This is a genomic window from Paraburkholderia sp. IW21 (assembly GCF_041321145.1).
GTDB lineage: Bacteria > Pseudomonadota > Gammaproteobacteria > Burkholderiales > Burkholderiaceae > Paraburkholderia.
Genome location: NZ_JBGGWA010000006.1, coordinates 370713 through 394531, shown reverse-complemented (window position 1 = coordinate 394531; position 23819 = coordinate 370713). Strand labels below are relative to the sequence as shown.

Here is a 23819-nt window from a genome sequence, read left to right as displayed (position 1 = left end):
CCGTCTGACTAGCAGTAACGAAGGGTTTCCAGTCTGGCGAACTGGAAAGTTGAACCCGGCAACACGCGCGCCGCGCATCAAGCGGCGTGCGGCTTCAACCTGGAAGGCGACTCTCGATGAAAGCACATGCGCAACGACTCATCGCCGCGCGCCTTGGCCTCGCGCTGCTTACGCTGCTGCTGGTCTCGGCGGTCGTGTTCGCCATCACCGGGCTGCTTCCCGGCGATGCCGCACAACAGGCCCTCGGCCAGGCAGCCACGCCCGAAGCCGTCGCGGCATTGCGGCATCAGTTCGGCCTCGACCAGCCCGCGCTGCAACGCTACGTCGAATGGCTCATTCATATTGTCAGCGGCAACTTCGGCACCTCGCTGTCGAACAACTTGCCGGTCAGCGAGCTGATCGCCACGCGCCTGCCGAACTCGCTGGTGCTGGCCGGTCTGACGGCGCTGGTCTCGGTGCCGGTGGCATTGCTGATCGGCATTTCGTCGGCGATGTTTCGCGGTTCGCTGCTCGACCGCACGCTCAACGTGCTCACGCTCTCGACGGTGGCGGTGCCGGAATTCCTGATCGCGACGATCGCCGTGCTGATCTTCGCCGTCAAGCTGCGCTGGCTGCCCGCGCTGTCGTATCTCTCCGAGGTGCATTCGTTCGGCGCGCTGCTGCGCATCTACGCGATGCCGGTGATGACGCTGTGCTGCGTGATCGTCGCGCAGATGGCGCGCATGACGCGCGCCGCGGTGCTCGATCAGCTCAACTCGTCATATGTCGAAATGGCGGTGCTCAAGGGTGCCTCGCCCGCGCGCGTGGTGCTGCGGCACGTATTGCCCAACACCATCGGGCCGATTGCCAACGCGGTTGCGCTGAGCCTGTCGTATCTGTTCGGCGGCGTGGTGATCGTCGAGTCGATCTTCAACTATCCGGGCTTGGCGAGCCTGATGGTCGACGCCGTCACGAACCGCGACATGCCGCTCGTGCAGGGTTGCGTGATGGTGTTCTGCGCGGCGTATCTCGCACTCGTGCTGATCGCTGACCTGTGTCAAATCGTATCCAACCCGAGGCTGCGTCGATGATGAGCCGACCTACCAATCCCCACGTTCCTCACCCCGGCACGGAGCTGTACGACATGAGCCGCGATCAACCCGCCGTCGAGCCGCCAGCAGTAGACGCGGCCGCGCTGAAACAGGGCGTGTTGAAGAGGCTGGTGCACCGCTTCTCCGTGCTCGGCCTGATCGGTCTCGTGCTGGTGGCTTTCTGGCTGCTGGTCGCGTTTATCGGGCCGCTGGTCGCGCCGTATAAAGGCGGCGCGCTGACGTCGACAGAAATTTTCGGCAGCTATAGTGCGGCATATCCGCTCGGCACCGACTATCTTGGCCGCGACATGCTGAGCCGGATTCTCTACGGCACGCGCTACACGGTCGGCCTCGCGCTGGCTGCCGCGGTGCTCGCCAGCGTGATTGGCACGTTTTTCGGTTTGCTCGCCGCGGTGTCCGGACGCTGGGTCGATGAAATCCTGAGCCGTCTGTTCGATGCGCTCATCTCGATTCCGAGCAAAGTACTCGCGCTCGTCGTGATCGCCGCGTTCGGTTCGTCGATCACGATGCTGACGACCGTTGCCGCGCTTGCCTATATCCCCGGCGCCTTCCGCATTTCGCGCTCGCTCGCGGTGAATCTCATGGGCCTCGAATATGTGCAGGTGGCGAGAGCACGCGGCGAGGGCATTCTCTACATCGCGCGGGTCGAAGTGCTGCCGAACATGATTCATCCGATGCTCGCCGATTTCGGCCTGCGCTTCGTGTTCATCGTGCTGTTGCTGAGCGGGCTGAGTTTCCTCGGCCTCGGCGTGCAGCCGCCGAACGCGGATTGGGGTTCGCTCGTGCGCGAGAACATTGGCGGCTTGTCCGAGGGCGCACCCGCCGTCCTGATGCCGGCCGTCGCGATTGCGACGCTAACGATCGGCATGAATCTGCTGATCGACAACCTGCGGCGTCGTGGCCGTAGCCATGGGGGTGCATGATGGCTGACCGGGACATGATTGAAGTGAAGGGCCTGCGGGTCGTCGCCGGTGCGGCGCCGGGGCCGGTGACGCAGATCGTCAAGGGTGTCGATTTTTCGGTGAAGAAGGGCGAGGTGCTCGCGCTGATCGGCGAGTCGGGCTCGGGTAAGACGACTATCGCGCTGTCCCTGCTCGGTTATGCGCGTGCGGGGTGCTCGATCAGCGGCGGTTCGGTGCGCATCGGCGATGTGGAGGTGCTGTCGCTCGATGCGAAGGGACGTCGCGCGTTGCGGGCGCGGACCGTTGCTTATGTGGCGCAGAGTGCGGCGGCGGGCTTCAATCCGTCGCGCACCATCATGGACCAGGTCACCGAGCCGGCCTTGCTGCATCAGTTGATGACGAAAGACGCCGCGCGCACGAAAGCGATCGACCTGTTTCGCGCGCTCGCGCTGCCTGCGCCGGAGACGATCGGCGACCGCTATCCGCATCAGGTGTCCGGCGGCCAGTTGCAGCGTCTGATGGCCGCGATGGCGTTGATCACCGACCCGGCTGTGGTCGTGTTCGACGAGCCGACCACCGCGCTCGATGTCACCACCCAGATCGAAGTGCTCGCGGCCTTCAAGAAAGTGATCCGCGAATTGGGTACGACCGCGGTGTATGTATCGCATGACCTTGCCGTGGTCGCGCAGATGGCGGACCGCATCGTCGTGTTGAACGGCGGCGCGGTGAAGGAGAACGGCGCGGTCGCGCAAGTGCTCGATGCGCCTGTGGATGCCTACACGCGTCAGTTGCTGGCCGCCACGCGCCGTCCTGAAGGCGCGCTGGACACGCCCGTGGCCACTGGCAACCTCATCCCGCCGCTGCTCGAAATCCGCGGCCTGTCGGCGGGCTATGGCCGGATCGATCGCTTCGGCGCGCCCGCCGTGCGTGTACTCGACGACGTCAGCCTGTCGATCCCTCGCGGCAGCACGCTCGGCGTGATCGGCGAATCCGGCTCCGGCAAGACGACGCTCGCGCGCGTGGTGGCAGGCCTGGTTGACCGCGCAGGGGGCGAGGTGTTCTTCAACGGTGAGCCGTTGCCCGCACAACTGTCGCGCCGCACGCCGGAGCAATACCGGCAGATTCAGATCGTGTTCCAGAACGCCGACACCGCACTGAACCCGAGCCATTCGATCGCGGATATCCTGGGCAGGCCGCTCGCGTTCTACCATCATCTGCGTGGCGCGGCGGCGAAGAAGCGCATGCTGGAACTGCTCGATCTGGTGCAACTGCCGGCGTCGATCGCCATGCGCACGCCGGCCGGACTTTCCGGCGGCCAGAAGCAACGCGTCAATCTGGCGCGCGCGCTCGCCGCCGATCCCGCGTTGATCCTCTGCGACGAAGTGACGTCCGCGCTCGATACGGTGGTCGGCGCGGCGATCCTCGACCTGCTGGCCGAATTGCGCCGCGAACTCGGCGTGTCCTACATGTTCATCAGCCACGACATTTCGACCGTGCGCGCGATCTGCGACGAAGTGATCGTGCTGTATGCGGGGCATCGTGTGGAAGCGGGGCAGCGCGACGTGCTCGCGGCGCCCCCATATCACCCGTATACGGAATTGCTGGTCGATTCGGTTCCCGCTTTGAAACCCGGCTGGCTCGACGCACGCCGCGTGATCGGTTCTGCCGCGCTGCCGCCGCTGGGGCCGAGTGTCGACAATCCCGAGTTGTGCTCGTTCCGCGCGCGCTGCCCGGTGCGCATCGACGGGATGTGCAATATGACGCCGCCGTCCATGAAGAAGCTGCCCTCGGGCGCGGAAATTCTTTGCCATCATCCGACGGCGGAATTGAATCGCTTGCAGACCGAGGAGGCGACACCGGTATGAGCGGACGATTTGTACGGCTCGCGGAGACGGGCCGCAAGACCTTTCCGATTACCGTGGACGGCGTCGTGCGCGAGGCCGCCGAGGGCGACACGCTGATGGTCGCGCTGCTGACCGAGGTGAGCACGTTGCGCGATTCCGAATTCGGCGACGGCCGCCGCGCCGGTTTCTGTTTGATGGGTGCATGCCAGGACTGCTGGGTCTGGACGGCGCAAGGCGAACGCATGCGGGCATGCAGTACGGCCGCTGTGCCTGGCATGTCGATCGTCACGAAGCTGGCTGTTGCCGGGGAGGGTGTATGGCCCCGCGTGTAGTGATCGTCGGGACCGGGCCAGCGGGCGTGCGCGCCGCGCAGGCGCTGGTCGAAGCCGGGCTGCGGCCGACTGTCATCGACGAAGGGCGGCGTGACGGCGGCCAGATTTATCGACGGCAACCGGAGGGGTTTTCGCGCAGCTACGCGACGCTGTACGGCACGGAGGCTGAGCGCGCCGCGTCGCTGCATCAGAGCTTCGATGCGCTCAAAGGCAGTATCGATTATCTGCCGGAGACGCTGGTCTGGAATATCTCGCCGAACACCGTGCATCTGGCGCGCGGACCGCACTATCAGACGCTGACGTTCGATTCCCTGATTGTGTGCAGTGGCGCGACGGACCGGCTGATGCCGGTCAAGGGCTGGCACCAGGCCGGCACATACAGCCTCGGCGGTGCGCAGGTCGCGCTGAAATCGCAGGGCTGTGCGATTGGCTCGCGCATTGTGATGATGGGCAGCGGTCCGCTGCTGTATCTCGTGGCGGCGCAATACGTGAAGGCGGGTGCGCAGGTGGCGGCGGTGCTCGATACGTCGACGTTCATGCAGCGCGTTTCAGCGCTGCCCCGTTTGCTGGCGATTCCTGCCGCGCTGAAGAAGGGCGTTGCATTGACGCGTGTGCTCGCCCACGCGCGCGTGCCGGTTCATCGCGGTGTGCAACCTTTGGAAATCAAAGGTTCGCCACAAGACGGGGTAAGCGGCGTCGAGGTTGCGTTGCCCGGCGGCAAGCGGTTAGCGCTTGCGTGCGATGCGGTCGCACTCGGTTATCACCTGCGTCCCGAAACGCAGCTTGCGGACCTTGCAGGGTGCCGCTTCCTGTTCGACGACAACACGCAGCAGTGGCTTCCGCAAATCGACGACGACGGCCGCAGCAGCATCAAGGGCGTCTATCTGGCGGGCGATGGCGCAAGAGTACGCGGTGCGGATGCAGCCGAACGCTCGGGGCGCCTTGCGGCGCTGGCAGTATTGCGCGATCACGGCATCCACGTCGAAGGCGTGGAGCGCTTGCGCGCCGAACTCGCGCGCTTCACGCGCTTCGCCGCAGGCTTGCGGGAAGCCTTCCCGTGGCCCGCGAAATTCGCCGCTGCGCTCCCGGATGAAACGATCGTCTGCCGCTGCGAGGCGATAACGGCCGGTGAATTGCGCCGTGTCGTGCATGCGATCGGCGCCCAGGAAGCCAATCGCGCGAAAGCGTTTTCGCGCGTCGGCATGGGACGTTGCCAGGGACGCTATTGCGGCCACGCCGGCGCGGAAATCATCGCGGCGGCGGCCTCGGTGCCGTTGTCCTCGGTGGGACGGCTGCGCGGCCAGGCACCTGTCAAACCGTTGCCTGTGGCGCTTGCCGAGGAGGTGGGCGAATGAGCGCGACACCCGCGAACGAAGCCGATGTCATCGTGATCGGCGGCGGCATCATGGGCACGACGACCGCCTTCTTCCTGCGTCAGCGTAACCGTTCGGTGATCCTGCTCGAGCGTGGACTCACCGGGCAGCAGGCGAGCGGTGTGAACTTCGGCGGCATTCGTCGGCAGGGCCGCGCGCTGCCGCAACTGGCGATGGCGAACCGCGCGCTGCGCACCTGGCAACGCGCGTCGGAACTGCTCGGCGAAGACATCGAGTTTCTCGCGTCGGGTCACACGCGCGTGTGCTACCACCAGAAGGACGTAGAGAATTTCGATCAGTATGCGATCGACGCCCGCACCTACGATCTCGACCTCAACGTGCTGCATGGCGAGGCCATGTTCCAACGCTTTCCGTTTCTCGGGCGCGAGGTGCTGGCGGCATCGATTTCACCACTCGACGGTCACGCGAACCCACGCCTCGCCGCACCTGCATTCGGGCGCGCTGCCGCGCGGCTCGGTGCGCGGGTGATCGAGAACACCGAGATCGTGCGCGTCGAAAAAGACGGCGCCCGGTTTCGCGTGGAGAGCGCACGTGGCGACGTGTATTGGGCGGCGCGACTCGTGATCTGCGCGGGCGCCTGGGCGAGCCGCCTCACCGAACAGTTCGATGAACCTGTTCCGCTGACAACAAGCGGGCCGCAGATGGCCGTGACCGAGCCGGTGCCGTATGTGTTCAAGTCGTCGATGGGTGTATTCACATCGATCAAGGAAGAGAGCATCTATTTTCGCCAGATTCCGCGCGGCAATATCATTCTCGGCGGCGGTCCCGGTGGGCCGGCGGACGCCGTGACGTGCCGCGCATCGGTCCTGCCCCGCAACACGGTGCGTCAACTCGCGCAGTTGCGACGGCTCGTGCCCGCGACGGCGCCGCTGCATGTGATTCGCGTATGGAGCGGCGTGGAAAGCTATCTGCCCGACGGCGAACCGGTGATCGGTCCGAGCAGCAAGGTCGACGGTCTTTATTACGCGTTCGGTTTCTGCGGTTCGGGTTTCCAGATCGGGCCGGGCGTCGGTGAAACGTTGGCCGAACTCGTCGACACGGGCAGTACGGAGATTCCGCTCGACGTGTTTTCCGTCACGCGGTTCGCGAAGCAAGCTGCGCCCCGCTCGACCATCGCGACGTCATGAAACAGACCCTTAGCCTCAATGCCGCCCGGGCGTTTATCGAAGCCCATTTCGACGAACCGGTGACGCTCGCGCAACTCGCCGCGCTCTCCGCGTTGAGCGTGTCGCGCTTCGCGACGGTGTTTCGTCAGCAGTACGGTTCATCGCCGTACCGTTACCTCTGCGGGCTGCGGATTCAGCGGGCGCAGACCTTGTTGCTCGAAGGTGTGCCTGGGTCGGTCGTCGCGACCGAGGTCGGCTTTTTCGATCAGAGCCATTTCGGACGGCATTTCAAGCGATGCTGTGGGATGACGCCCAGCATGTTTATCGAGCGCGCCGGGGCGAACGCGGCGAAGCATGGCGGCGTCGTTAAGCCTACTGCGCCGCGTTCAGTTTCCGCCATAAGGTCGTCTTGCTGATGCCGAGCGCCTGGCATACCGCGTCGCGATCGCCGTCGCACGCGGCCAGGGCGGCACGGATTTCGTCCGCTTCCACGTGACGGCTGCGTTCGCGCAACGTCAACGCCGCTTTCTTCGTACGCGCCAGGGGCTGCTCGAAAATTTCAGGCGCGACCGTGCGCAGTATGTCGCGCGTGAGCACGGTTTCTAGCGCGGTGCCATCGGAAGAATCCGCGTCTGCTAGTTCAACCGCGATCCGTTCGATCACATTCTGCAATTCGCGCACGTTGCCAGGCCACGCATAATGCCGTAGCGGTTCACTGAGACCTGTAACAACGCGTCGAGCGGCGTCCGCATCGGGTAAACGAGCCGCCAGCCTCGGCTCGCGTGCCGCGGACTGCAGCAGCAGTTCCGCGGCGAGCGGCAGCAGATCGGTCGGCCGCTCGCGCAGCGGCGGCAAGGCGATACTCAGAATGTTGAGCCGATAGTAAAGATCCGCGCGGAAGCTGCCCGCCTCGATGCCCTCGGTCAACGCGCGATGCGTCGCCGCGACGACGCGAATATCCACCCGCGTCGGCTCCGTCGAGCCGAGCCGCACGACTTCACGCTCCTGCAGCACGCGTAAAAGCCTGCTCTGCAGCGACAACGGCATTTCGGCGATTTCATCGAGAAACAGCGTGCCGCGGTGCGCCACTTCGATCAACCCCGCCTTGCCGCCTTTGCGCGCACCGGTGAACGCGCCTTCCTCATAGCCGAACAATTCGCTCTCGAGCAACGCCTCGGGAAACGCGCCGCAGTTCATGGCGACGAAGGCGAAGTCACGCCGCGCGCTCAGCTGATGCATGCTCTGCGCAACCATTTCCTTGCCGGTGCCGCTTTCGCCGAGAATCAGCACGGTGGCATCCGACTTGGCGTAGCGCTGCACGAGTGTGCGGACCCGTTCGATCGATTCGGATGCGCCGACGATATCGCCAATCCGGTAACGCGCAGTGAACTGCTGCACGCGCTGCCGCGAGCGCAACGTGCGGTCGAGCCGTTCGACCGCACGCGATTCCTGAAACGTCAGCACGGTGCCGGCCGCCGCGCCGCTGCTCGCCAGCGGCCCGCGATGCACGACGTAGCTCACGCCGCGCACCGTGCAGAACGCGTCGCCGTCCGCGTCCGGCAAGCTGCCCGCGAGATCGGGGGCAAGGTCGAGCAGGGCGCGGCCCACCGCGTGTGCCGCATCGATGCCGAGCACGCTGGCGAGGCGTTGGTTCATTGCTTCGACACGCCCTTGCGCATCGAGCGCGACGACGCCGTCGCGCAGATGCTGCAGCAGATTGTCGAGCCGTTGGCGGCGAATCGTTTCGCGGCGGGTTGCCTGCGCGACTTCGAGCGCGGTGTCGAACGCGGCGCGCACCGATGCGCGTGAATAGAGAAACACCGCGCCCATGCCGGCATTCGCGGCAAGGTCGGTCACGAGTCCGGGGCCGACCACGACGTCGATGCCCCGATCGCGCAGATCGAGAACGACGCTCTCCGCGTCCTGGGCCGACTGATACGAAGCGAACGTCACGTCGATTCCGTACGCGGCCGTGAAGCGCCGCACTTCGTCGGGCGTGTCGCCGTGCGTGACGAGGGCAACCTTCGCGCCGTCGCGCCGTGCTCGTGCGAGCGCATGCATGACGTCGAAGCCGGTTGGGTTGATCAGCACCACCGGAACGCCGACACGTGTTTTCAGATACGCGCCGTTGGAGCCGCCTGCGATCACCACATCCGGACGCCCGGTCCCGACCACGTCGACCTCGTGCACGGCATCTTCGAAGCCGTGCGATACGATGCGTAGATCCGCGCGTTCGACATACTCGCCGGCAATGTCGAAGAACAGATCGCGCAAGCGGCTGATGCTGACAGCCCAGATGCGAGGGCGCTGGGTGGGGTCGAAGGGGGGCGTGCTCACGGCAAGGCGGCTCGTTACAAGGTGAAAAAGGCGAGAAGGTCGCTTATTATGCGCCCGTCATTTTCGAATTTGAAATCAGGGTTTCACTTATGAAATCATGAGGCAGTAGAGCCGGGAGATGATTTTTTGTTAAATCAGGCACTTAGCGGCTCGTGTTCCGCATGGCCCATTTTTTGCGTTATATGCCTCCATTTTCGCCGGTCACCGCATTGAAACCCTGAAAGACAAGCTCGGCGCGCTGCTTGCCGCACGAACGCAACCCCACAGTTGGAGACGAAATCATGAGTGAAGCCGATAACACCACGCCGAACGCAGGCGCCTTCAAACCGAAGAAATCCGTGGCCCTGTCCGGCGTGACGGCCGGCAACACCGCGCTGTGCACGGTCGGCAAGACCGGCAACGACCTGCACTACCGCGGCTACGACATTCTCGATATCGCCAGTGCGTGCGAATTCGAAGAAATCGCGTATCTGCTCGTGCATGAAAAACTGCCGACGCAGGCCGAACTGACCGCCTACAAGACCAAGCTCAAGGCGCTGCGCGGTTTGCCCGCGAACGTGAAAGCCGCGCTCGAATGGATTCCGGCCGCCGCTCACCCGATGGACGTGATGCGCACCGGCGTATCGGTCCTCGGCACGGTATTGCCTGAGAAAGACGACCACAACCTGCCGGGCGCACGCGACGTCGCCGACAAGCTGATGGCCTCGCTCGGTTCGATGCTGCTGTACTGGTACCACTACTCGCACAACGGCAAGCGCATCGAAGTCGAAACCGACGACGATTCGATCGGCGGCCATTTCCTGCATCTGCTGCACGGTGTAGAGCCGTCGAAGGAATGGGTCGACGCGATGCATGTGTCGCTGAACCTGTACGCCGAACATGAATTCAACGCATCGACCTTCACCGGCCGCGTGATCGCGGGCACGGGATCGGACATTTACTCGGCGATTACCGGCGCCATCGGCGCACTGCGCGGCCCGAAGCACGGCGGCGCGAACGAAGTCGCGTTCGAAATCCAGTCGCGCTATCAGACGCCGGATGAAGCCGAAGCCGATATCCGTAAGCGCGTCGAAAACAGGGAAGTGGTGATCGGTTTCGGCCACCCGGTGTACACGATCTCCGACCCGCGCAACAAGGTCATCAAGGACGTCGCGAAGAAGCTCTCGAAGGAAGCGGGCAATACCAAGCTGTTCAACATCGCCGAGCGTCTGGAAGCGGTGATGTGGGAAGCGAAGAAGATGTTCCCGAACCTCGACTGGTTCAGCGCGGTCTCGTATCACATGATGGGCGTGCCGACGGCGATGTTCACGCCGCTCTTCGTGATCGCCCGCACGGCGGGCTGGAGCGCGCACATCATCGAGCAACGCATCGACAACAAGATCATTCGTCCGAGCGCAAATTACACCGGCCCCGATGATCTGCCGTTCGTGCCGCTCGCCAAGCGTGTCTAAGGGCGTCCGAGGAAGTTTGAAAAGCGCCAAAGGCCTTTGAACGTATTTTGAACGTGGTGGAGCAAAGCTGACGTGTTTCTGCTCCACTGCGTCCCGGATCATTACTGTGTTGTTCCCTAAGCCATGAATACTGCCAACCGCAAACGCCTTCCCGGCACCCAGCTGGATTTCTTCGACACGCGTGCTGCCGTCGACGCGATCCAGCCAGGCGCCTATGACAAGCTGCCGTACACCTCGCGCGTGCTGGCGGAAAACCTCGTGCGCCGCTGCGATCCGGGGACGCTGACGGCGTCGCTCAAGCAGATCATCGAACGCAAACGCGAGCTGGATTTTCCGTGGTTCCCGGCGCGTGTGGTGTGTCATGACATTCTCGGCCAAACCGCGTTGGTCGACCTCGCCGGCCTGCGCGATGCGATTGCGGCGCAAGGCGGCGACCCGGCCATGGTCAACCCGGTCGTGCCGACACAGCTCGTGGTGGACCATTCGCTCGCGGTCGAGTGCGGCGGTTTCGATCCGGATGCGTTTGCGAAGAACCGCGCGATCGAAGATCGTCGCAATGAAGACCGCTTCGACTTCATCAACTGGACCAAGCGCGCGTTCAAGAACGTCGACGTCATTCCGCCGGGCAACGGCATCCTGCACCAGATCAACCTGGAGCGCATGAGCCCGGTGGTGCAGGTGAAAGACGGCGTGGCGTTCCCTGATACGCTGGTCGGCACTGACTCGCACACGCCAATGGTGGATGCACTCGGCGTGATCGCCGTCGGCGTGGGTGGTCTCGAAGCCGAAAGCGTGATGCTGGGCCGTGCGTCTTATATGCGGCTGCCGGACATTGTCGGCGTGGAACTCACGGGCAAGCCGGGCGAGGGCATCACGGCGACCGACGTCGTGCTTTCGTTGACCGAATTCCTGCGCAAGGAAAAAGTGGTCGGCGCTTACCTCGAGTTCTATGGAGCGGGCACGGCCAAGCTGACCCTCGGCGATCGCGCGACCATCGCCAACATGGCGCCCGAATTCGGCGCCACGGCCGCGATGTTCTACATCGACGAGCAGACCATCAAGTACCTCAAGCTCACCGGCCGTGACGACGAACTCGTCAAGCTGGTCGAGACCTACGCGAAGGAAACGGGCCTCTGGGGCGATACGCTGAAGCACGCGGAGTACGAGCGCGTGCTGAAATTCGATCTGTCGACTGTCGTGCGCACGCTGGCGGGTCCGTCCAACCCGCATCGCCGTTTGCCGGTTTCCGAACTGGCCGCGCGCGGCATCAGCGGCAAGGTGGAGAACGAACCCGGCCTGATGCCGGACGGCGCGGTGATCATCGCCGCGATCACCAGCTGCACGAACACCAACAATCCGCGCAACATGATCGCCGCCGGCTTGCTGGCGCGTAACGCGAACCAGCGCGGACTGACCCGCAAGACGTGGGCGAAGACTTCGCTCGCGCCGGGGTCGAAGGCGGTCACGCTGTATCTGGAAGAGGCGGGCCTCCTGCCGGAACTGGAGCAGTTGGGATTCGGCGTGGTCGCTTATGCGTGCACGTCGTGCAACGGCATGTCGGGTGCGCTGGACCCGGTGATCCAGAAGGAAATCGTCGATCGCGATCTGTATGCCACGGCCGTGCTGTCCGGCAACCGCAACTTCGACGGCCGTATCCATCCGTATGCGAAGCAGGCCTTCCTGGCTTCGCCGCCGTTGGTGGTGGCTTACGCGATTGCGGGCACGATTCGCTTCGATATCGAGAAGGATGTACTCGGTGTCGACGCGAACGGCAATGCGGTCAAGCTGAAGGACATCTGGCCAACCGATGAAGAGATCGACGCGATCGTCGCTTCGAGCGTGAAGCCGGAGCAGTTCCGCAAGGTGTATGAGCCGATGTTCGCCGTGTCCGTCGACACGGGCGAGAAGGCCGATCCGCTCTACGACTGGCGTCCGATGAGTACGTACATCCGCCGTCCGCCGTATTGGGAAGGCGCGCTTGCCGGGGCGCGCACGCTCAAGGGCATGCGTCCGCTGGCTGTGTTGGGTGACAACATCACCACCGACCACCTGTCGCCGTCCAACGCGATCATGGCGAACAGTGCCTCTGGTGAATATCTCGCCAAGATGGGCTTGCCGGAAGAGGACTTCAATTCCTATGCGACCCACCGCGGCGATCATCTGACCGCGCAACGCGCGACCTTCGCGAATCCGACGCTGAAGAACGAGATGGTGCTGGAAAACGGCACCGTGAAGGCCGGTTCATTGGCGCGTATCGAGCCCGAAGGCAAGGTGACACGTATGTGGGAAGCGATTGAAACCTACATGGAGCGCAAGCAGCCGCTGATCGTGATTGCCGGGGCCGACTACGGTCAGGGTTCGTCGCGTGATTGGGCCGCGAAGGGCGTGCGTCTCGCGGGTGCGGAAGCGATTGTTGCGGAAGGGTTCGAGCGCATTCACCGCACCAATCTGGTGGGCATGGGCGTGTTGCCGCTTGAATTCAAACCAGGCGTGAACCGCCTCACGCTCGCGATCGACGGCACCGAAACCTTCGACGTGATCGGCGAACGCAAGCCGCGCGCCGACCTCACGCTCGTGATTCATCGTAGGAGCGGCGAGCGTGTGGAGGTGCCGGTGACGTGCCGGCTCGATACCGCGGAAGAGGTGTCGATCTACGAAGCCGGCGGCGTGCTGCAACGCTTTGCGCAGGACTTTCTCGAATCGACGAAGGCGGCGGCTTAAGGTTTTCACGCCTCTCAAGTCGATTCTGCCGCTTGAATTGTCTTTGTCGATTTAGTCGGCTTGGCCGGTTCAGCGGCGAACGTAACGCGGATTTGGGCGGAATGGTGCAGCGTGCTACGCCATTCCGCCCGCCCTCATCAGGACACTACATTCATGGCCCACACACCTCAGATCAAGATTCCGGCGACGTACATGCGCGGCGGCACCAGCAAGGGCGTGTTCTTCAGATTGCAGGATTTGCCGGAAGCGGCCCAGGTGCCGGGCGCCGCACGCGATGCGCTACTGATGCGCGTGATCGGCAGTCCCGACCCGTACGGCAAACAGATCGACGGTATGGGCGGCGCGACTTCGAGCACGAGCAAGACGGTCATCATCGCGAAGAGCAGCAGGCCCGATCATGATGTGGATTATCTGTTCGGGCAGGTTTCTATCGATAAGGCGTTTGTCGATTGGAGTGGCAACTGCGGCAATCTTTCTGCTGCGGTGGGACCGTTTGCGATTAGCGCCGGGCTTGTTGATGCGAGCCGGATTCCGCGGAACGGTGTGGCTATGGTGCGTATCTGGCAGGCGAATATCGGCAAGACGATCATCGGGCATGTGCCGATTACCGATGGCGCGGTGCAGGAAACCGGCGACTTCGAGCTCGACGGCGTGACGTTTCCCGCTGCGGAGGTGCAACTCGAATTCATGGACCCCGCCGCTGAGGAAGAGGGTGCAGGCGGCGCGATGTTCCCGACTGGGAACCTGGTCGACGATCTCGACGTGCCCGGTGTCGGCACGCTCAAGGCCACAATGATCAATGCCGGTATCCCGACCATCTTCGTGGATGCGGAAGCGATCGGCTATAAGGGCACCGAACTACAGGACGCCATCAATAGCGACGAGAAGGCGCTGACGATGTTCGAGACCATTCGCGCGCATGGTGCGGTGCGTATGGGGCTCATCAAAAATATCGATGAGATCGCGACGCGGCAGCACACGCCGAAGGTCGCGTTCGTCGCGAAGCCTGCTGATTACGTTGCTTCGAGCGGCAAGCGTGTTGCCGCGGGCGACGTCGATCTGCTGGTGCGGGCGATGTCGATGGGCAAGCTGCATCACGCGATGATGGGAACGGCCGCGGTTGCGATCGGGACGGCGGCTGCGATTTCGGGGACGTTGGTCAACCTTGCGGCTGGTGGTGGCGCGCGGGATGCGGTGCGATTCGGGCATCCGTCGGGGACTTTGCGGGTGGGGGCGCAGGCTCGGGAGGATGGCGGGGAGTGGACGGTGACCAAGGCGATGATGAGCCGTAGTGCGAGAGTGTTGATGGAGGGGTGGGTAAGGGTGCCGGGAACGAAAGGGTGATCTGACCTCGCGAGCGTGCCATTGAACTGGCAGTCGGTGACATGTTCGTCCGTTTCACTACCATCCCGGCATCCAGACAGCTGGGGCAGGGAAAGATGGTGCGTCAGATTTCCACGCGTGTACCCACCTCGATCACCCGATTGGCCGGCAGCTTCAGATAAGCCGCGACGTTGCCCACGTTGTGCAGCATGACCGCGAACAGCCGCTCGCGCCACATGGCCATGCCCTTGTCGCGCGTCGGCACCACGGTGGCGCGGCTGAGGAAATAAGACGTTTCCGTGGGCTCGAAGGTGAGGCCCGAGGCCTTGCATACCTCCAGTGCACGCGGCAGATCGACCTCGTCCATGAAGCCATACGTGATCGTGATCTGGTAGCAGCCCGAGTCGAGCCGATGCACGGTCACCCGCTCGTTCGCCGACACCCACGGTATCTCCTCATTGTTCACCGTCAGGAAGACGACACGGTCGTGTAGCACGCGGTTGTGCATCAGATTGTTTATCAGCGAGTGCGGCACGCCATCGGGATCAGCCGAGAGGAAGATCGCCGTACCGCCGACCCGCGTCGGCGAGCGCGCCAGCAACGTCGCGAGAAATGGCTTGAGCGGTGTCGTTCCGGCCCTCACGCTCGCTTCGGCGCGCATCAGTTCCCAGCCGCGTCCCCATGTTGCCATGATCGTGTAGATGATCAGGCCGATGAGCAGCGGGAACCAGCCGCCCTGCATCAGTTTCAGCAGATTGGCGGAGAAGAACGTCGCGTCGATGACGAAGAAAAACACCGTTGCAAAGACACACAGCCACCAGTTGTAATGCCACGCATAGCGCACGACGAAGAACGTCAGAATCGTCGTGATCAACATCGTGCCGGTCACGGCGATACCGTATGCGGAACCGAGCGCGGTCGAAGAGCCAAAGCCGAGTACCGCGGCCACGACGGCAGCCAGCAACGTCCAGTTGATGCCTGGCACGTAGATCTGCCCCATTTCTCTTTCCGACGTGTAGATGACATTCATCCGCGGCAGGAAGCCGAGTTGCATCGCCTGCTTGGTCATCGAATACGTGCCCGAGATGACGGCCTGGGAGGCAATGACGGTCGCGATCGTCGACAGCACGATCATCGGATACAGCGTCCATTGAGGGAACATCCGGTAGAACGGATTCTGGATGGCGCCTGGCTCGGCCAGCAGCAACGCGCCCTGCCCCAGGTAGTTCAACGCAAGCGCAGGGAAGACCATGCCGAACCACGTGAGCCGGATCGGCTTCGCGCCGAAATGACCCATGTCGGCATAGAGCGCTTCGGCGCCCGTCAGCGACAGCACGACCGCACCCAGGGCAACGAAGGCCAGCCACCGGTGGTGCAGGCAGAACGCGAGGCCGGCAAATGGATTGAGCGCCACCAGTATTGCAGGCGCCTTCGCCATGTTGATGACGCCCATCACGGCGAGCACGATGAACCAGAGCACCATCACCGGTCCGAAAATCTTGCCGATGCCGGCTGTCCCGCGCTTTTGCATCAGGAACAGCGTGACGAGCGCAACCAGCGTTACGGGTATCACGCACGTCTTCAGAAACGGCGCGGCGACCTCCAGACCTTCGACCGCGCTCAACACCGAGATCGCCGGCGTGATCACGCTGTCGCCGTAGAAGAGCGCAGCCCCCATGATGCCGACGCCCAGCAGCGTACGGCGCAGCCGCGGCCGGGCCGTCACCGATGAGGCAGCGAGCGCCAGCAGCGCCATGATGCCGCCCTCGCCGTGATTGTTTGCGCGCAGAATCAGCGCGACATATTTGAGCGAGACGACGACGGTCAGCGACCAGACGATCAACGATACGATGCCGACGACATTCAGCGCATTCAGGGGCAGCCCATTGAGCGGGTCGAACACCGTCTGCAGCGTATACAGCGGGCTGGTGCCGATGTCGCCATACACGACACCCAGAGCCGCAAGCGCGAGCACGTGCAACGCCGGCCGGCGATGCGCGTGCTCGCCGGGACGGCCGCCCTCGGACGCGGCAGGTGCTGTCAGGCTCATGTCTCGCTCCAGTTGGCGCTCCTGCACCGCGACGCGCTCGATGTGCTGCCGCATCGCGTGGAACAGATCGGCGCGTGTTCGCGCAATCGATCTTCAAGCCGAATCAATGATCAGATAATTGGCTTGCTGCCTTGATTGTTCAAAGTATAGGGAAGCAACCGTGGAAAAGCAGGGTCGATGTGACAGCCACGTTGATACGCGAACGCACGCCGAGTCGCTATCCAGCGGACGATTAGTCGGCCCGGCACCAACGACCGGAATCCGGGCACACAATGACCGGTTCGCCGTTCAGCAAGACTTGCTCTTCAGCCAGTTGCAACGAGGTTGCGGGGGCGATGTCGAAGGCGACCTTAAGTGCGTGCCCAACATGAGCATCTTCGATAGGAAGCTCCCACGTCAGGAATATCTGGATGCAATCCTGGTCCGGCGCGAAGTCGGCCGCATTAAATCCGCTGGCGCCGCGCTGAATCACGCCATGAGGCTGGCCAGTGTCGAATATCACAACCGTTCCGCGGGTCAGAGGGATGCGATGGTCCAACGAGGGAAAATGCAGGTCCAGTCCCCTGTCCTCGCTCAGGAAGAGATTGCAAAAGGCCGCACCGCCATATTGCGCACCGTCATGGTGGTACTTCGCGCCGCGGCAGGCCATGAGCGCTACGTCACTGAAGGCAAGCACCGCGGGCAATCCAAGCGCGTTCGTCCAATCGGACACTGCCTGCACGCAGCGCGTGTAGTCCGGCCAGCGTGCCCGCGCTCGCGCCAAAGGCATGACCTCGACGTCACCGGCCTCAAGGACCATGCGCGACGACGTTTCCCTTTCCCAATCCGCGAGCAGACGTGCCGGGGGCACAGGCACGTCGACCGTGCCTGATAGCACGATGTCGCTCACGCCTCGACTGCGCATGGCGTCGCCGCTCCAGAAATGGGAGGTCAGCATGTCTCGCACTCGATGCAGTTGAGGAGGGGACTCATCTGCAGCATTGTAACGATTCGAGGGGATCACTTAGGCGCAAACCGGCCACGAAGAGACAGTCGTCCGGCGCTACGGAATGACCGGGCATGGCTCCGTTGCAGTCATTTGCGGCGTCGGAGAATTGAACGGGTTAGAAACTTGCGAAGGCATGCACGAGCCGGTTGAAAGCACCTGCATTCGACACATTCATCCCGTGCGACGCACCGGCGATGGTCTGCCGCTCGGCATAGAGGATCCACTCCGCGAGCTTTTCGACATTGTTCCGAAACATGCGAGGACTCCTTTGCCCTTCAATGAGCAGCGTCCTGCATTTCACGTCGCGTGCCGTTTCATGGGAATAGGCAGGCAACGGATCGCGGAACTGCTTGGGCAGCGTGCCCGCGTTGTCGATTGCCATTGTGCGAAATGCTGCCGGACTCTTGCGCCATGATCCGGGCACGCTCACCGAGTCGACAAAAAGCTCCAGGCCCGCGTCGATCTGCTCGCTTTCAATGAGTTCAGCGACGCGCGCTCGCAGCACATTGGTCCCGGCGGCCAGCGACGTGTCCGGCATCCCGTCCATCTGCAGCGGCCCGCCCGGGTCGGCAAGCGTCAATGTCTTCACGAGCCGGGGATGTTCGCGGGCGACATGAAACGCCACACAGCCGCCGCGCGAATGCCCCACCAGATGCACGGGCCCAAGGTCGATCGCCTCGACGAACTCGGCCAGTTCCGAGACGTGCGTCTGCCAGCCGAACTCGCCCTGGATGCACGCCTCGCTCGCCGGCCAGTAGTGGCTCAGGCTCACCGAGATGCAGCGGAAATGCTGTGACAGCGTTGCAGTCTGCGCGCTCCAGTAGCGATAGTCGCAAAGCGACCCGTGCACGAATAACAGCGGCTCACCTTCTCCGCACTCGATGTACGGCAGGCAAATGCCAGATGCAATGGTCGCAAATGACATGTCGGGTACGGCGAGCACTGAGAGGTCGGTTCGGGCGTTCATTGACTGGCTCCTTTGCGGCCACTATGCCCGATGTCGTTGACTTGGAAAATCGCGTAATATTGATCAAACCCATCTATTTTTCTGATACCAGCAAAATTGAAAGCGCTAGATCTGGATGTGATGACAATGATCGTCGCGGTCGCCGACACCGGCAACATCAGCCGGGCGGCAGAACTCGTGCATCGCTCGCAATCGGCGGTGAGCATGCAGATCAAGACGCTCGAAACCGCGCTTGGCAAGCCGCTTTTCGTTCGCAAGCCGAGAAATGTCGTCCCGACACAGGACGGCGAGGTCCTGTTGACCTACGCTCGCCGCATGCTCGCATTGCGCGACGAGGCTTGGGCTGCCGTGGTTCGACCGGATGTGACCGGGCGGGTGAGCATCGGCGTGCCGGACGATTACGCCTCGTCGCTCCTGCCACCGATCCTCAAGAAATTTTCCGCGACCTATCCGAAGGTCGAGATTCAGGTCGTTGGGCTGCCGAGCGTTGCGCTTGCGCCGATGGTGAAAGACGGTTCCGTCGACCTCGTGTGCGCTACGCGTGTGAAGGGCTTGTCGGGGGAGTTCATCCGGTTCGAGCCGATGGAATGGGCAGCGGCGCCGAGCGCCCACGAAATATGGCAGGAAAGGCCGCTGCCGATCGCTGTTTTCCTACCGGGCAGCGTAGCGAGGGAGAACGCGATTCGTAGCCTCGAGCACGCGAAGATCACCTACCGGACTTCGTATGAAAGTCCGAGCCTGCTCGGCCTGCTGTCGATGGCCGAAGCAGGACTTGCCATCGTGCCGCTTGCGCGATGTGCCGTCCCAAAGCACTTCGTGCTCCTCGGACCGGCGCAAGGCTTGCCCGAGATCGCCGCACTCGAAATGGTGCTCGCGCGTAGCACGGGCTCAAAGCGGCCGCCTTGCGATTTTCTGGCGGAGAAGATTCTTTCCGAGTTGAGACGCTAGCGGCGGTTGTCGATCTGCGCGATCGATTCCGTTATCAACGATGGGGCAAGTAAAACGACGGCGATGTCACCTTGATCGTCGTCGTGTGCGCTTAAGGAATGGCGCGCTATGTCCCGTCTGGCAATTCCGATGTTCGACTACAATTATTTATATGACCCTAATCATGCGTTGGCCGCGCGCGGGCGTCGACGGGCGCATTGACAAGCCGGTCAGCCAGGTTCACGGCAGATCAGCGGTTTAAGCAGCCCCGATCGCAGCCAGCCACGAGTGGCGTCCCGGCAAAGGAGGGGCGATGCATTGGCAACCAGGCTCCCGCATGCACTTCAAAGGCACCGCAATCACGGTTGCGGTCGTCGTGGTCGGCCTGATCGTCGTCGGGCGTATCACCGGTGTCGTGGTCGACTGGCTGTGGTTTTCTTCAATCGGTTATGTCGACGTTTTCTGGACGGTTGTCTCCGCCAAGGCGCTCCTCTTTGCCGCCGTGTTCGCAGCGTCGGCGAGCGTAATAGCCGCATCGGGGTTCCTTGCGCATCGTTACGCGAAGCGTCCCGGTAGCTGGCAAGTGGAAGCGGCCCGTCTGTCAGGTACGCCGGAGTTCATCAGTGAACTGGCAGACCAGCTTGCGCCGCGCATTCCCTGGCGCGCCAGCATTGCCGGCAGTGCTGTCGTCCTGGGGCTGATCATCGCCGCCGGCGAAATCTCCAACTGGGACCTGGCGCTGCGCTTCCTTCATCAGGTGCCCTATGGCGACCGCGATCCTGTCTTCGGCCAGGACATCAGCTTCTATCTGTTCTCGCTGCCCGCCTATCTTGCGTTCAAGAACTGGTTGCTGCAGGTGCTGTTTTGCAGTGCCATCGTTGCAGGCGTGGTCTACGGGGTACGCGGCGACATCACGTTCGAGCGGCCGCCGTGCAGACTCTCGGCTGCCGCCGCCGCTCATGGTTCAGCGCTGCTCGGTGCGTTCTTCGTCCTGAAGGCCTGGTCCTACGCACTCGACCGCTTTTTGCTGCTGTACGGCGATAACGGCGTCGTGGTCGGCGCCGGCTACACCGAGATTCACGTCGAGCTCCCGGTCTTGTGGGTGCTCATCGGCATTGCCAGTGCCGCAGCCGTCGCGTCCTGGGTCAATATGCGCCGGCTGGACTATCGCATTCCTGCCGCCTCGGTGTTACTGGTGTTCGGCACGTCGTTCGTGTTCGCCCTGATCTACCCAGCGCTGTTCCAACGCCTCTATGTCAAGCCGAGCGAGCTGCAACTGGAGATGCCCTATATCAAACGCAATATCGCGCTGACGCGAATGGCCTACGGCCTCAACCAGATCGCGGTAAAGCCGTTTCCGGCCGAGCAGGAATTGAATCTCGCCTCGCTCGAGGCCAATCGCGCGACCATCGACAACATTCGCCTGTGGGATGTGCAGCCGCTGATGGATACCTACGCGCAGTTGCAGGAGATCAGGACTTACTACAAATTTCTCTCCGTCGACATCGACCGCTACCGGCTTGACGCCGGTTACCGGCAGGTGATGCTGTCGGCCCGCGAACTGGAGCCGTCGATGCTTCCCCCGAACGCCCAGACATGGGTGAACCTGCACCTCCTGTTCACGCACGGCAACGGCGTCGTGATGTCGCCCGTCACCGAAAAATCGACAGAAGGTTTGCCCTCCTTCTATCTGCAGGATATTCCCCCCGTTGCCCACGGCGGCCCGGCCATTCGCGAGCCGCGTCTGTATTTCGGTGAAGGTGGTGAAGGCTACGTCATCGTAAAAGGCAGCGTCCCCGAATTCGACTACCCCAAAGGTAAGGACAACGTTTACACCACTTACAGCGGGAGCGACGGTATTGCCATCGGCAGCACCGCGCGCCGTAGCCTCTTCGCCTGGCAGTTCGACGATCCGAACATTCTGCTAACCGACTACGTCACGAACGCTAGCCGCATCCTGCTGCACCGTAACATTCAGGACCGGGTGCGCACGATCGCCCCGTTCCTCAGGCTCGACCATGATCCCTATCTCGTCGCAAGCAACGGGCGCCTTTTCTGGATGCAGGATGCCTATACGACGAGCAACTGGTTCCCCTACGCCCAACCGGGTTTCGACGACGGCGCCAACTACATCCGTAACGCAGTCAAGGTGGTGATCGACGCTTACAACGGTACGGTCGATTTCTATGTCAGCGATCCGGCCGATCCGATCCTGCGGACTTACCAGCGCATCTTCCCGAGCCTGTTCAAGTCTCTCGGGGCGATGCCGCAAGACCTGCAGCAACATATCCGCTACCCCGAAGATCTGTTCCTGATCCAGGCGCAGCTTTATCGGGCTTACCACATGGATGCGCCGGAGGTCTTCTACAATCGCGAGGATCTGTGGCAGTTCCCCAGGGAATTGATCGGCATTGATGGTGGGAATAGTCCCGGCACGCCGATGACGCCTTACTACATGATCATGCGGCTGCCCGACGAGCCGAGCGCGGAGTTCGTCCTGATGCTGCCGATGGTGCCCAGCCAGCGCGACAACATGATTGCGTGGCTCGCCGCGCGTTGCGATCCGCCCGACTACGGCAAGCTCATCGTCTACTCGTTCCCGAAGGACAAGCTCGTCTATGGGCCGTTCCAGATCGAGGCGCGCATCCAGCAGAACACCGAGATTTCGCAGCAGATTTCGCTGTGGAACCAGATGGGGTCGCGCGTCATTCGCGGCCATCTTCTCGTCGTGCCGATTGAGAACTCCATCCTCTACATCTCCCCGCTCTACCTGCGTGCGGCGTCGGGTCAGTTACCCGAGTTGAAGCGGGTGATCGCCGCGTATGGAGACCGGGTGGTGATGAAAGAAACCCTGGGCGAAGCGCTGGCGGCGCTCTTCAAGGAAAGTGCCCCGCTCCTATCGCCGCCGCAGGGCACCGCGGACGCGCGTGCCCGCGAGGCGCTTGCACATTATGACCGTGCGATCGAGCGATTGAAGGCGGGAGACTGGAGCGGCTTCGGCGCGGAACTGGATGCCTTGCGGCCACTGCTCGAGGCGCTGGGCGGCGGTCGTTCGGAGGGGCAAAAGTGATTCGTGGGCGAGTGAACGAGCACCCGGCCATAAAGAAGGCTGAGACAAAAGTCTCATCCGGTCTGATGCTGCGCTGCAGTGTGCTCTTCCGGAACCCGCATGCTAAAAGTCATCCTAAGCGTGCCACGGCGCTGCGATGCGCATCGTGCCTACCGAAGGAGACATTCATGCCTTACGTTCCGCAGGTGAGACATATCGACCGGATCCGCCGGTTGATCGAAGGCCGAATGTCCGATCGCGGCGGCGATGCCAAGCGGCTGGCTTCGTCGTATTGGCGCTCGCTAGAGCAATATCATCTCGATCCTGGTCTGACAAAAGGGCCGCGCATTCTCACCGCGCCGGAATTGCGCGACGTACAAAGCCGGGAAGAATCGGTTCTACGGGCGTCCGGACAGTGCCTTTCGCGTCTGCATGAGACGGTTCGCGAAGCGGACTACTGCGTGATGCTCACTGACGCGCAGGGCGTGACGATCGATTATCGCGTCGACCGGGATCGGCGCCACGACTTCAAACGAGCGGGACTCTATTCAGGCTCCTGCTGGTCCGAGCAGGAAGAGGGAACCTGTGGCATCGCGACGGTGCTGCTCGATTCACAACCGATCACGGTTCACAAAACCGATCATTTCCGCGCCGCTTTTACCACGCTGACCTGCAGCGCTTCGCCCATCTTCGGTCTGGAGGGCGAACTGATCGGCGTGCTGGACGCATCGGCGATCCGCTCGCCCGACGAACGCGAAAGCCAGCGACTCGTGAATCACATCGTGCGTCATAGCGCGGTGTTGATCGAAGACAGTTTCTTTCTCAACGCGACCACCCATTGCTGGGTGTTGCTCGCGCACCGCAACCGCCATTTCGTGGAAGTCCAGCCCGAGATTCTGATCGCCTTCGACGCTCACGGAAACGCAATCGCCGCAAATCGCCGGGCGAAAGAGTGCGTGCCGGGCCTTGACCGGTTGCCGCGATCCGTCTCCGAGCTATTCGACGTCCGCGCCGAACGTCTTCTGGATGTCAGGCCCGGACGGGACATGGTCTCGATGAAACTTGCGGCCAACGGCTCGCCGCTTTATGCGCGCGTTCGGCCGCCTGTTATTCGCGCGCAACGGCAATCGACGCCGCAGCCGCGAAATCCCGCACCCCATGCGCAACCCACTCTCACCGATGTCGACGCCCTTGAGCGCGACCGCATCGTCGCAGCCTTGACGGATGCGAAATGGCGTCCGGTCGAGACGGCCAGGACCTTGGGCATCTCGCGCGCGACACTATATAGACGGATCGCGAAGTTCGGTATTGTCCCGCCTCACCGACGATAGCGGTCC

At 62.8% G+C, this 23819-nt stretch carries 17 protein-coding genes; 13 read left to right on the top strand and 4 right to left on the bottom strand.

The features are described from left to right. Positions 1–116: 116 nt before the first annotated feature. Genes ACAX43_RS17465 through ACAX43_RS17435 form a run of 7 tightly spaced genes read left to right on the top strand, consistent with a single transcriptional unit; the run spans position 117 to position 7085 of the window. On the top strand, positions 117–1070 hold the full coding sequence (locus ACAX43_RS17465; protein WP_370709655.1) for an ABC transporter permease: 954 nt from the start codon (positions 117–119) through the stop codon (positions 1068–1070). Next, positions 1067–2014, top strand: a complete 948-nt coding sequence (locus tag ACAX43_RS17460) for an ABC transporter permease (protein WP_370709654.1) — start codon at positions 1067–1069, stop codon at positions 2012–2014. The genes ACAX43_RS17465 and ACAX43_RS17460 overlap by 4 nt, the downstream gene beginning before the upstream one ends. Then, on the top strand, positions 2014–3858 hold the full coding sequence (locus ACAX43_RS17455; protein ID WP_370709717.1) for an ABC transporter ATP-binding protein: 1845 nt from the start codon (positions 2014–2016) through the stop codon (positions 3856–3858). Before ACAX43_RS17460 ends, ACAX43_RS17455 begins: the two co-directional genes overlap by 1 nt. Beyond that, entirely contained in the window at positions 3855–4169 is a 315-nt protein-coding gene (locus ACAX43_RS17450; protein ID WP_370709653.1) for a (2Fe-2S)-binding protein, read from the top strand. The genes ACAX43_RS17455 and ACAX43_RS17450 overlap by 4 nt, the downstream gene beginning before the upstream one ends. Next, positions 4154–5524, top strand: coding sequence for an FAD-dependent oxidoreductase (locus ACAX43_RS17445; protein ID WP_370709652.1), 1371 nt, complete (start codon positions 4154–4156; stop codon positions 5522–5524). The genes ACAX43_RS17450 and ACAX43_RS17445 overlap by 16 nt, the downstream gene beginning before the upstream one ends. Further along, positions 5521–6690, top strand: coding sequence for an NAD(P)/FAD-dependent oxidoreductase (locus tag ACAX43_RS17440; RefSeq protein WP_370709651.1), 1170 nt, complete (start codon positions 5521–5523; stop codon positions 6688–6690). Before ACAX43_RS17445 ends, ACAX43_RS17440 begins: the two co-directional genes overlap by 4 nt. Beyond that, on the top strand, positions 6687–7085 hold the full coding sequence (locus ACAX43_RS17435) for a helix-turn-helix domain-containing protein (protein WP_370709650.1): 399 nt from the start codon (positions 6687–6689) through the stop codon (positions 7083–7085). The genes ACAX43_RS17440 and ACAX43_RS17435 overlap by 4 nt, the downstream gene beginning before the upstream one ends. Here the strand turns inward: ACAX43_RS17435 and prpR are convergent. Then, complete coding sequence (gene prpR / locus ACAX43_RS17430; protein ID WP_370709649.1) at positions 7042–9006, bottom strand: propionate catabolism operon regulatory protein PrpR; 1965 nt, start codon at positions 9004–9006, stop codon at positions 7042–7044. The two genes, ACAX43_RS17435 and prpR, sit on opposite strands and share 44 nt — an antisense overlap. A 281-nt stretch (positions 9007–9287) precedes the next feature. On the opposite strand from prpR, the gene prpC reads away from it, so the two are divergent. The 3 genes from prpC to prpF all read left to right on the top strand — a co-directional run bounded on the left by prpC (position 9288) and on the right by prpF (position 14522). Next, a complete protein-coding gene (prpC, locus tag ACAX43_RS17425; protein ID WP_370709648.1) occupies positions 9288–10457 on the top strand; it encodes a 2-methylcitrate synthase in 1170 nt (389 codons plus the stop codon). Positions 10458–10580: 123 nt separating this feature from the next. Further along, positions 10581–13178, top strand: coding sequence for a Fe/S-dependent 2-methylisocitrate dehydratase AcnD (acnD, locus tag ACAX43_RS17420; protein ID WP_370709647.1), 2598 nt, complete (start codon positions 10581–10583; stop codon positions 13176–13178). 153 nt (positions 13179–13331) lie between these two features. After that, on the top strand, positions 13332–14522 hold the full coding sequence (gene prpF / locus ACAX43_RS17415; RefSeq protein ID WP_370709646.1) for a 2-methylaconitate cis-trans isomerase PrpF: 1191 nt from the start codon (positions 13332–13334) through the stop codon (positions 14520–14522). A gap of 103 nt (positions 14523–14625) precedes the next feature. On the opposite strand, the gene ACAX43_RS17410 is transcribed toward prpF, so the two are convergent. From ACAX43_RS17410 to ACAX43_RS17400, 3 genes are all read right to left on the bottom strand, one after another. Further along, a complete protein-coding gene (locus ACAX43_RS17410) occupies positions 14626–16551 on the bottom strand; it encodes a potassium transporter Kup (protein ID WP_370709645.1) in 1926 nt (641 codons plus the stop codon). A 232-nt stretch (positions 16552–16783) separates the two neighbouring features. Next, positions 16784–17488 (bottom strand): hypothetical protein, encoded by a 705-nt coding sequence (locus ACAX43_RS17405; protein ID WP_370709644.1) that lies wholly within the window; start codon positions 17486–17488, stop codon positions 16784–16786. A 166-nt stretch (positions 17489–17654) separates the two neighbouring features. Further along, positions 17655–18506: an alpha/beta fold hydrolase gene (locus tag ACAX43_RS17400; RefSeq protein WP_370709643.1), complete on the bottom strand. Its 852-nt coding sequence runs from the start codon at positions 18504–18506 to the stop codon at positions 17655–17657. 126 nt (positions 18507–18632) lie between these two features. Between ACAX43_RS17400 and ACAX43_RS17395 the strand changes: the two genes are divergently transcribed. From ACAX43_RS17395 to ACAX43_RS17385, 3 genes are all read left to right on the top strand, one after another. Further along, positions 18633–19454 (top strand): LysR substrate-binding domain-containing protein, encoded by an 822-nt coding sequence (locus ACAX43_RS17395; RefSeq protein ID WP_370709716.1) that lies wholly within the window; start codon positions 18633–18635, stop codon positions 19452–19454. Between the two features lie 292 nt (positions 19455–19746). Then, positions 19747–22503, top strand: a complete 2757-nt coding sequence (locus ACAX43_RS17390; RefSeq protein WP_370709642.1) for a UPF0182 family protein — start codon at positions 19747–19749, stop codon at positions 22501–22503. 167 nt (positions 22504–22670) lie between these two features. Then, positions 22671–23813 (top strand): GAF domain-containing protein, encoded by a 1143-nt coding sequence (locus tag ACAX43_RS17385; protein ID WP_370709641.1) that lies wholly within the window; start codon positions 22671–22673, stop codon positions 23811–23813. Positions 23814–23819: the final 6 nt, after the last annotated feature.

Excerpts from the sequence above, each read along its gene's own strand:
- ACAX43_RS17405 (WP_370709644.1), bottom strand. The coding sequence starts at position 17,488 with ATGCTGACCTCCCATTTCTGGAGCGGCGACGCCATGCGCAGTCGAGGC.
- ACAX43_RS17450 (WP_370709653.1), top strand. The coding sequence starts at position 3,855 with ATGAGCGGACGATTTGTACGGCTCGCGGAGACGGGCCGCAAGACCTTT.
- acnD (WP_370709647.1), top strand. The coding sequence starts at position 10,581 with ATGAATACTGCCAACCGCAAACGCCTTCCCGGCACCCAGCTGGATTTC.
- ACAX43_RS17440 (WP_370709651.1), top strand. The coding sequence starts at position 5,521 with ATGAGCGCGACACCCGCGAACGAAGCCGATGTCATCGTGATCGGCGGC.
- prpF (WP_370709646.1), top strand. The coding sequence starts at position 13,332 with ATGGCCCACACACCTCAGATCAAGATTCCGGCGACGTACATGCGCGGC.
- prpC (WP_370709648.1), top strand. The coding sequence starts at position 9,288 with ATGAGTGAAGCCGATAACACCACGCCGAACGCAGGCGCCTTCAAACCG.
- ACAX43_RS17410 (WP_370709645.1), bottom strand. The coding sequence starts at position 16,551 with ATGAGCCTGACAGCACCTGCCGCGTCCGAGGGCGGCCGTCCCGGCGAG.
- ACAX43_RS17395 (WP_370709716.1), top strand. The coding sequence starts at position 18,633 with ATGATCGTCGCGGTCGCCGACACCGGCAACATCAGCCGGGCGGCAGAA.
- ACAX43_RS17460 (WP_370709654.1), top strand. The coding sequence starts at position 1,067 with ATGATGAGCCGACCTACCAATCCCCACGTTCCTCACCCCGGCACGGAG.
- ACAX43_RS17385 (WP_370709641.1), top strand. The coding sequence starts at position 22,671 with ATGCCTTACGTTCCGCAGGTGAGACATATCGACCGGATCCGCCGGTTG.
- ACAX43_RS17435 (WP_370709650.1), top strand. The coding sequence starts at position 6,687 with ATGAAACAGACCCTTAGCCTCAATGCCGCCCGGGCGTTTATCGAAGCC.
- ACAX43_RS17390 (WP_370709642.1), top strand. The coding sequence starts at position 19,747 with ATGCATTGGCAACCAGGCTCCCGCATGCACTTCAAAGGCACCGCAATC.
- ACAX43_RS17400 (WP_370709643.1), bottom strand. The coding sequence starts at position 18,506 with ATGAACGCCCGAACCGACCTCTCAGTGCTCGCCGTACCCGACATGTCA.
- ACAX43_RS17445 (WP_370709652.1), top strand. The coding sequence starts at position 4,154 with ATGGCCCCGCGTGTAGTGATCGTCGGGACCGGGCCAGCGGGCGTGCGC.
- ACAX43_RS17465 (WP_370709655.1), top strand. The coding sequence starts at position 117 with ATGAAAGCACATGCGCAACGACTCATCGCCGCGCGCCTTGGCCTCGCG.
- ACAX43_RS17455 (WP_370709717.1), top strand. The coding sequence starts at position 2,014 with ATGGCTGACCGGGACATGATTGAAGTGAAGGGCCTGCGGGTCGTCGCC.